This is a genomic window from uncultured Sphaerotilus sp. (genome assembly GCF_963924895.1).
Classification (GTDB): Bacteria; Pseudomonadota; Gammaproteobacteria; order Burkholderiales; family Burkholderiaceae_C; genus Sphaerotilus.
In genome coordinates this window covers 1-7,501 of sequence record NZ_CAWURG010000023.1, presented here as the reverse complement: position 1 = coordinate 7,501, position 7,501 = coordinate 1, and the positions used below count along the sequence as shown (strand labels likewise).

The 7,501-nt window shown below is 68.6% G+C and carries 16 protein-coding genes; 3 read left to right on the top strand and 13 right to left on the bottom strand.

Going from position 1 to position 7,501, the window contains the following annotated elements; genetic code table 11:
• Window positions 1-197: 197 nt before the first annotated feature.
• The 7 genes from AABN02_RS09855 to AABN02_RS09825 are packed head-to-tail and all read right to left on the bottom strand — an operon-like array spanning window position 198 to window position 3,371.
• A complete protein-coding gene (locus tag AABN02_RS09855) occupies window positions 198-485 on the bottom strand; it encodes a hypothetical protein (RefSeq protein ID WP_338414757.1) in 288 nt (95 codons plus the stop codon).
• Window positions 486-490: 5 nt separating this feature from the next.
• A complete protein-coding gene (locus tag AABN02_RS09850; RefSeq protein WP_338414756.1) occupies window positions 491-979 on the bottom strand; it encodes a DUF1804 family protein in 489 nt (162 codons plus the stop codon).
• Window positions 980-984: 5 nt separating this feature from the next.
• Window positions 985-1,254 (bottom strand): hypothetical protein, encoded by a 270-nt coding sequence (locus tag AABN02_RS09845; protein WP_338414755.1) that lies wholly within the window; start codon window positions 1,252-1,254, stop codon window positions 985-987.
• A gap of 9 nt (window positions 1,255-1,263) precedes the next feature.
• On the bottom strand, window positions 1,264-1,584 hold the full coding sequence (locus AABN02_RS09840; RefSeq protein WP_338414754.1) for a DUF2730 family protein: 321 nt from the start codon (window positions 1,582-1,584) through the stop codon (window positions 1,264-1,266).
• Entirely contained in the window at window positions 1,581-2,195 is a 615-nt protein-coding gene (locus AABN02_RS09835) for a hypothetical protein (RefSeq protein ID WP_338414753.1), read from the bottom strand. The genes AABN02_RS09840 and AABN02_RS09835 overlap by 4 nt, the downstream gene beginning before the upstream one ends.
• Window positions 2,195-3,040 carry a transglycosylase SLT domain-containing protein gene (locus AABN02_RS09830; protein ID WP_338414752.1) on the bottom strand — a complete coding sequence of 282 codons (846 nt, stop codon included), beginning with the start codon at window positions 3,038-3,040 and terminating at the stop codon, window positions 2,195-2,197. Before AABN02_RS09830 ends, AABN02_RS09835 begins: the two co-directional genes overlap by 1 nt.
• A gap of 1 nt (window position 3,041) precedes the next feature.
• Window positions 3,042-3,371 carry a putative holin gene (locus AABN02_RS09825; protein ID WP_338414751.1) on the bottom strand — a complete coding sequence of 110 codons (330 nt, stop codon included), beginning with the start codon at window positions 3,369-3,371 and terminating at the stop codon, window positions 3,042-3,044.
• Window positions 3,372-3,589: 218 nt separating this feature from the next.
• On the opposite strand from AABN02_RS09825, the gene AABN02_RS09820 reads away from it, so the two are divergent.
• Genes AABN02_RS09820 through AABN02_RS09810 form a run of 3 tightly spaced genes read left to right on the top strand, consistent with a single transcriptional unit; the run spans window position 3,590 to window position 4,264 of the window.
• The gene (locus tag AABN02_RS09820) at window positions 3,590-3,757 is read left to right on the top strand and encodes a hypothetical protein (RefSeq protein WP_338414750.1); all 168 of its coding nucleotides are present in this window, start codon (window positions 3,590-3,592) and stop codon (window positions 3,755-3,757) included.
• Between the two features lie 7 nt (window positions 3,758-3,764).
• Entirely contained in the window at window positions 3,765-4,106 is a 342-nt protein-coding gene (locus AABN02_RS09815; RefSeq protein WP_338414749.1) for a hypothetical protein, read from the top strand.
• Window positions 4,106-4,264, top strand: a complete 159-nt coding sequence (locus tag AABN02_RS09810) for a hypothetical protein (RefSeq protein ID WP_338414748.1) — start codon at window positions 4,106-4,108, stop codon at window positions 4,262-4,264. The genes AABN02_RS09815 and AABN02_RS09810 overlap by 1 nt, the downstream gene beginning before the upstream one ends.
• A gap of 93 nt (window positions 4,265-4,357) precedes the next feature.
• Here AABN02_RS09810 and AABN02_RS09805 read toward each other — a convergent pair whose 3' ends face one another.
• From AABN02_RS09805 to AABN02_RS09780, 6 genes are all read right to left on the bottom strand, one after another.
• Window positions 4,358-4,930 (bottom strand): hypothetical protein, encoded by a 573-nt coding sequence (locus AABN02_RS09805; RefSeq protein ID WP_338414747.1) that lies wholly within the window; start codon window positions 4,928-4,930, stop codon window positions 4,358-4,360.
• Window positions 4,927-5,412, bottom strand: a complete 486-nt coding sequence (locus AABN02_RS09800) for a hypothetical protein (RefSeq protein WP_338414746.1) — start codon at window positions 5,410-5,412, stop codon at window positions 4,927-4,929. Before AABN02_RS09800 ends, AABN02_RS09805 begins: the two co-directional genes overlap by 4 nt.
• Window positions 5,409-5,927 carry a host-nuclease inhibitor Gam family protein gene (locus AABN02_RS09795; RefSeq protein WP_338414745.1) on the bottom strand — a complete coding sequence of 173 codons (519 nt, stop codon included), beginning with the start codon at window positions 5,925-5,927 and terminating at the stop codon, window positions 5,409-5,411. Before AABN02_RS09795 ends, AABN02_RS09800 begins: the two co-directional genes overlap by 4 nt.
• Window positions 5,928-5,988: 61 nt before the next feature.
• Entirely contained in the window at window positions 5,989-6,534 is a 546-nt protein-coding gene (locus AABN02_RS09790; protein WP_338414744.1) for a hypothetical protein, read from the bottom strand.
• Entirely contained in the window at window positions 6,534-7,037 is a 504-nt protein-coding gene (locus AABN02_RS09785; RefSeq protein WP_338414743.1) for a regulatory protein GemA, read from the bottom strand. Before AABN02_RS09785 ends, AABN02_RS09790 begins: the two co-directional genes overlap by 1 nt.
• On the bottom strand, window positions 7,037-7,330 hold the full coding sequence (locus AABN02_RS09780) for a hypothetical protein (protein ID WP_338414742.1): 294 nt from the start codon (window positions 7,328-7,330) through the stop codon (window positions 7,037-7,039). Before AABN02_RS09780 ends, AABN02_RS09785 begins: the two co-directional genes overlap by 1 nt.
• Between the last annotated feature and the right edge of the window lie 171 nt (window positions 7,331-7,501).

Here is a 7,501-nt window from a genome sequence, read left to right as displayed (position 1 = left end):
ACGAAGGTGTCGAAGTCGGCCGTGGCGCGCTTGCGGCGTGCGGCGCAGGCGGCCGGGTCGGGGTCGAACCCGGTGACCTGCGCCTCGATGCGCTGGCGCAGGTTCGCCGCGAACGCCGCGAGGTCGTCGGACGCCTGCTTCCGCGTTAATCCCTTGCGCTGGGTAGCCATCTTTCCGCCTGGTGTAACGCTGGTTGGTCAGGCACCGCGGTACGGCACCACGTTGTCGAGTTCGAGTTGCACGCCGCCGCTTTCCCGGTAGGCGTTCCACATGCCGAGGTGCGCCGCGCAGTAGTGCAGGTTCGGCGCGATCTCGTTCGCGTGCAGCTCGCACAGGGGCCGGTCGCACGTCTTCTTCCTGCCGACGGGGTAGTCGCACAGGTGGTCACCAACGTCCGCGCACTCCGCGCAGTGCGGCCCGAGGTTGCCGCACAGGAACATGCGACTCCCGTCCGGCTCGTCCTTGATGTAGCAGGAGCGCGGCATCTCGGTCAGCGATCGCCGCGGGCGAACGCCTCCATCGCCGACAGCACGGCTTCGCCGGCATCGGGGTTGCGCTTGATGAGCAGCTCGGCGAAGGCCTTCACGGCGCTGTTGCCAGCGGCCAGGGCGTCGGCCTCGGGCATGAGGCGCTTGGCGGCGGCGTGGGCCTTGTTGAGCGAGTCGGTCAGGCTGGCGATGGCCTTCGAGGCGTCGAGCGGGTCGATACCCTCGTCGGCCTCCAACTTCTCCAATACCGCACCGCAGCGCAGCACGACGGCCGCGGCCACACGTCCCATCGCCGCTTCGAAGCCGCCACCCGCCACGATCAAACTGGCGGCCTGGAATTTGTCCCAGTCATCGCCCGCATCGGCGGCTTCGCTTTTCCAGCGGCGGGCGGTCTGCACCGGCACGCCGGCTTTCTCTGCGGCCTGCTCCAACCCCAGCCCGCCGAGGAAGGCGGCGCGCAGGGTCAGGCGGGTTTCTTTCGGATGGGCCATGGTGCTTACTCTCCGGGCCACGGGGCCGTGTTGCGGGCCACGTCGCGGCCGCGCTCGGTGATCTGGGCGGTGTCGTCGAGCACGCGCAGCAGCCCGACTTCCTGCAGCCAGGACAGGTCAGCGCGCACGGCGTCGCGGCTCGCGGCGATGTTGTGGACGGTCTCCAGCTCGCGCTGCAGGTCGCGCACGGTGGCTTGTCCCATCGGCGCGAAGAAGATGCTGGCCAGCACGCTGGAGCGGCGGCGGCGCAGGGGGTCGGGTGCGGCGGTGATCATGGTGTGGGGTCAGGTCCGGGTGGGGATGTCGCGCATGGTTCGGTGGAGCAGCAGGTTCAGATTGCCGTTCATCGACTCGACGACGCCTTCAACGCGGTGGATCAGGCGCGAGGTCTCGTTGACGCGGTCGTAGATCTTGGCGAGGTCGTCGTGCGTCGGGCTGCGGTCTGCCGCGGTCTCGACGCAGGCCAGCCGCTCGTCGTGCCGGCGCATGGCGCCCTCCAGCTCGGTCATGCGCTTGCGGTCGCCTCGGTTGCCGACGATCACGGTGATCGTCAGCGCGAGGTTCACGGCCGACAGGGCAGCGATGATGGTTTCGTAGTCGGTCATGGCGTGTTGTCGGCTTCGACGTAGGTGATCAGGGCGTCGAGCCGGGCGCGGCACTCGTGGTACTGCGCACCCGCGGTGAGGATCCAGTCGCCGACCTGGCGGTCGCTAGCGGTCAGGCCCTCGGCCGGATGGAGGCCGGGATCGGGGGCAGCGGGGGCATGCGCTGCAGCAGCGCCGGCGGTGGCGCCAGTCGCCCAGGCGGGCGGGCGATCGGTGCTGACCCAGAGTCCGGGCGCACCGTCGAGCACGCGCAGAGCATCGCTGCGCAGGCAGTCACGGCCAGTCGTGGCCACAGTCTGTAGGGCATGTCGTCGGTCCTCGGTGCTGTCGCGCAGGTGGCGCAGTTGGTCGGTGAGCTGCGCCTGGGCCAGGTCGGCCGCGGTGCGCAGGGTGCGTTCGTGCCGGAGCTGGGCATCGAGCGCGGCAAGAGAGGCTTGGGCGGCGGCGCTGGCCGTGGCCTGGATCTGGGCGCGCAGGCGCACCACGTCGCCGACGCTGGGCAACAGGGCGGCGGTGTAGGCCCAGCCCATCACCAGCCCCAGCACCCACGCCACCAGCGGCGAGCGCAGCGCGGCCAGCGCGAGCGGCTGCAGCACGGACAGGGCCGGCATCACCGCTCACCCCCGGACCCGGCCAGCTCGACCATTGCGCCCCAGCCCGCATAGCGCGGCTGCAGCGTCACCATGATCCGCTGCGGGTAGCCGAGGTTCTCCCTGCAGTGGCTGCGGTGGCGCCTGGCGCGGCCGCACGCCGCATCGACCGCCAGGCGGTCCAGCGACCCCGCTGCACGCGACTCGGCGCGCCAGTGCCCCAGCCCGCCGTTGTAGCTGCGCAGCGTGGCCCACATGCGGCTATAGGGGTCCATCTCCTCGGCGCCGGGGATGCGGCCAATCTGGTCCCATATCCACCGGTCATACCCGACCAGCGCCCGCAGCGACCAGACCGGATTGCGCGGCTGGCATTGCTGGGCATTCATCTTGTGCATGCGACACCACCAGGACGCCGTCGCCGGCATGAACTGGCCCATGCCGACCGCGCCGACCCGGCTCACCGCCCAGGGGCGCCAGCCGCTTTCCTGTTCGACTTGCGCAGCAAAGACGGCCACCGGGGCATCCAGACCCCAGACCGTATTTGCAGCGCGCATCAATTCATACCGCCAGCGCCGGGCGCCGAGGGGCGGCTCGGGCTGGTCGGCGGGCGGCGCGGCGGCGGGCGGACTGACGATGATCACCGTGGTGGGCGGAGATACCGACAGCGGCAGCTCGTCCGCGTAGGCGGGCCGGGCCGACAGCGCCACCAGCACCGCCAGCAGCGACACCACCCAGACGGTCACCAGAACGCCCAGCCACAGCCGCATCCGCCGGCGAAACTGCGTGTCGATGCGGCTCAACTCCTCGCCGACCATCTGCGCATGCTGCGCGGTGGGGCTGATGTCAAACGTCCGGCCGCGCCACATCTCAGGCCCCCAGGCCGACGGCCAGCATCGTGGCAGACACGATGATGGCGCGGCGCAGCATCAACACCGTCGCCAGCCTCAGCATCATGGGCACATGGGAGGCCGCAAATTCGGTGTCCCACATGGCGTCTGGGCGCGCATAGGGGAACAGCGCGCGGTCGATCCAGTAGCCCGCCACCGCGGCCATGGCCACCAGCGACAGCTTGTAGACCGACAGCGGCAACTGCTGCGGCGCCAGCGTATAGGTCAGCGCCGTCAGCAGCACGGCCAGCACGAGCCAGCCGAACATGCGCGGGGCGCGCGGGGATGTGGAGGAGGCGGTCGGCTTCATGCTCCGCATCGTCCGAGATCACCCGTCGGCGCACGAGTCGGCGCAACCTAGGTGCAGATGTCAGCTTGGCGTCAGGTGACTGGCAACCATGCCGGAACTGAAACTACCAGGAGGAACCGATGGGATCAGGAGCGATGAGATGTGCTGCGACTGCGGCACTGGTCAGCATGTTGGCGGGATGTGCCGGCATGGTGGCATCGAACGATGGGAGCCGGGTCGTGATCGAGCACGATGGATTCGTCTCGCTGGACGGCGTGCGAGATGTTGCCATGAAGTCCTGTGCGCAAGCTGGAAAAGCGCAGGCCACGCATGTCGTGAGCGTCAACAAGAACCCGAGGTTCGATCCTGGGTTCGGGGCGCAGCTCAGCACGTTCCAGTGCGAGTGAGAAAGCCATGGCACGCAAGTACAGCAAGACCGAGTGGCAGATCGCCGGTGTGATCCTGGTGGCCGCGCTGGGCTGGTTCTCCTACAAGATGCACGAGATGCAGACCCCTGAATACCAGCAGGCGCAGTACACCAGGCTCGCAGCCGAGATGGACAAGGAAGCTGATCAGCGCAAGGCGGCGGACCAGCAGGCCGAGCTGGCGAAGGAAATCCAGCGGCTGATGCAGGAGTCACTGCAGCGGTGTGCGGGCAAGCGGGATGCAGACGCCGCCAAGGTCGGCGGCGACCTGGCGCTGGTCAGGTACGCGGAGTGCCTGCAGGAGCACAAGCGCCAGTTCGGGATCAAGTGATGGACGACGCTGCCACGATCGAACACCTGCGCGACCTGCTGAGGCGGGTTGCCGAACAGTGCTGGTTCGAGGACTACCTCGCAGGGAAGTACAACTCGGACCTGCCGGCCGAGGACCGGCTGCGCGATGATGTGCGCAAGGAACTGGGGATGAAGTAGCCGTTGCCTCGCCAATGAAAAACCCCGCCTGGGTTGCCCCGGGCGGGGTTTTCACTTTCCGAGAAAAGCGTAACGATTGCGGCGCTGAGCTTATCAGAACTTGGTGGTCAGCGTCCCATCCGGCAGGCGCTTCATCACGTCGCCCATTTCGTACCGCACATCCTCCGAGTTGATCGCCTCGCGCAGGGTAGCGTGCTCGGACAGGATGCGCTGGTCACTGGTACCAGCGCCGGAGACCACCACGTACTCCGGTTGCAGCACCAAGATCTCCTTGTTGTTCTTGACCAAGTGCCGGCGCAATGCGGTGAAGCTGCTCCAGACCGGCATGTAGAAGGCCATGGTCTTGTCCAGCCCCATCTCGGCGATGAACTTCTCCTTCTGGCGCTTGCCCATCCCGGCCATATTCTTCTCGACCCTGGCTTTCGAGAACAGGCGTCGTTCGCTCCGGCAGAAGAAGCGGCGGCGCTCCTCGCAGTCATTCGTCAGCCACTCGCCCTTCCAGACGCCGTTGACGTAGACCACCAGCACCAGCTTGTTCTTCTCCTGCTCCCGCGAGATGGTCAGCTTGTAGCCATCGCACATCAGCTTTTCGGAACCGAACCGGCCGGCCAGCGCCTCCTCGATCCGCTTCCAGTCGGCGGGGGTGATGGGGCGGGTGGCGCTCACAGCGCACCCCCTTCGATCCGCACCGGGCCAGCACGGCGCTCAGGCCGCAACGGGGACGCCGCTTCGATCCGCAGGCACCGCGCCAGGAACTGGCCCTGCGCCTCTGCGCCATCCAGCCAGGCCAGATCGCAGTAGGTCTCGCCGTAGTAGGTGGCGGGTTCGGGCGGGTCGGTGACGACACACCTGATGCCCAGGCGCTGGGCCTCTTGGCAGACCGACTGTTCGGTGCCGGGCGTGTAGTGCGCCACGACCGTACCGGCACCACGGGCGGCCCATGCGGCGACCGATGCCGCCGCCGAGGCTGCTGGGGCCGCCTGCACGACCACATCGTGACCGGGCATCGCATTGGCCAGCGCCAGGGCGACGGCGGGACGGTCGGTGAGCAGAACGATGGAGGCATCGGGGTTGGTGTCGTCACCGCCGCCACAGCCGGCGAGCAGCGCCGCAGCAGCAGCAGCGACAGCCAGGAAGAGGCGCTTCATGCTGACACCTCGGTGCTGGCTTCGAACGGCGTGATGATGAAATCCTCGACACCGCGCACGATGGTGATGCCGGGGATGCGGGCGACCGCGGCCGGCTCGTTCAGGACCGCCTCCTTGTTGACCTCCGCCTTGGTGCGGATGAATCGACCCAGACCGGCTTTCGCAAGAGACTTCAGCACCATCTCCACGCCCTTGATGCTGACACTCGGCGGCTTCACGCGCCAGGCTACCTCGCCGGTGATCAGGTTGGCGGTCTTGCCGTTGCGGTCGTCCTCGCCCAGCAGCGTTACCCGGTTGGCTTCGCACCAGGTCTGGATGCCGGTTTGTAACGCGGCTGTGCGTGCAGCCAGGTCGGCCAGCACCGGCTCGGCAGCGTTCGCCAGCGCGGCGATGGCGTCGTTCATCTCGGTGCAGGTGCGGGCGTACTCACGCTGCAGGTCGCCGAGCTGGCGGATCTGGTCGGCGCACATGCTGCGCGACTGGGGGACGGCGACCGCGACGGCGGCGGTCTTCATGCGTGTTTTCTTGCTTGTGGCCACTGGGGCCTCCTTTCGGGTTTCGGGTGGATCAGGTGGATCAGGTCGCAGCGAACAGGGGGCGCTGCCGGTCGTCGGCGCCGGGCTCGGGGCTGTCGAGCACCATCTCGATCTGGTGCGAGGTCATCGCCATGCCGGCCGCGGCGAGCCGCATGCCCATCACGTAGATGGCCTCCGCCTTGCTGCTGACGGCGGGCGGGTGGCCGCTGGTCAGGGCGTCGTGGGTCGTGCGGAGCCAGCGTTGGCGCTTGGCCGACAGCAGCGAGCGCAGCACCGGCACCCGCAGCGGCTCGCCGCCCCACGCAGTGCAGAGCTGCAGCAGCTCCGCCTGGTCAAGCACGCGCAGCAGCTCGGCGCGGCGGCGCTGGCCGTCCACCCGGTTGGACTGCGCAGCGGGCACGCGCAGGAACACCCCCGGCCAGGCGTTGAACACCTTGACCGCGAGCGCCACGCCCAGCACGCGCACCACCTCGCCCGCGCCCGGCGGCACCGCGTCAGCGAACTCGCCGAGGTCCAGCTCGGTGACCTGCAGCAGCTCGGCGCGCAGCAGCTCGTCCTCGGTGGCCTGGGGCTTGTGCTGCAGCATCACAGCTCCTGCGATCGCTGCGTCTGGTGCGCCTGCTTGCCCTTGTGGCGGGCAGTGCGGGCCAGCGCGCCGACGACCAGGTGCAGGTCATGCGGGGTGCAGAAGTCCACGGTGTCGGCCCAGCCGCTGCGCTTGGCGATGGCGTCGGCGTACTTGAGCGTGTGGGCCTTGCCGGTGACACACTCCAGCTCGGACAGCCAGCCGTGGATCTCTGCCATCAGCGCAGCCTTGTCCTTCGGCGGTGTGACACGCTTGCGTCCACCGTCGCGGGCCTTGGCCGTGGGCGTGCCAGCGCCAGAGCGCTTCAGGTGGTCCAGCACGGCGCCCTGTTCAGCCAGGCTGAGCAGCGTGGCGCTGGTCTTGCCCGTGATCGAGGCCAGCATGGTGCGGTACGTGGCATCGTCAATGCCGAGCTGGCGGACACAGGCCTTGATCGCCTTGATGCCGTTCTTGCGGCGCGTCTCGATCGTGGACAGCGTAGCGAATGAGGAGGCGGTGGCCATCACTTGCCCCCCTTGGCCTGGGCGATCGGCAGGCTCAGCGGCAGCGTGGCCACAGCGAGCTGCTCGCGGCACTGGTTGCCCTGGTCGATGGCGTAGTGCGCCATGCGCTGGAAGCGGCTGCGGCGCTCGGTCTCGTCGAGCAGGCTGGCCTGGCAATGCTGCGCCTGGTCTCGGGCGAGGTTGAGGGTCTCGCGCTCCCGGTGTTCGTTGGCAAAGTCAGCGGTCAGCACGCCCAGCGCGAAGACCATGACGGCGGGCAGCACGCGACGGTGACAGATTTCAGTGGCGTCCATGGCTCAGCTCTCCAGCGTGGCGGTGGCAGGGGCAGCCGCGGCGGCGGCAAGGGCCTGCGGCTGGCGCAGGAGGTTGTGCGGGCAGCCTTGGCAGGCGCGCCACTGGTCCACCTCAGCGAAGCTCAGCGACTCGTAGGTCTTGGCGGCGCAGGCGCGGCAGCCGCGGGCGGG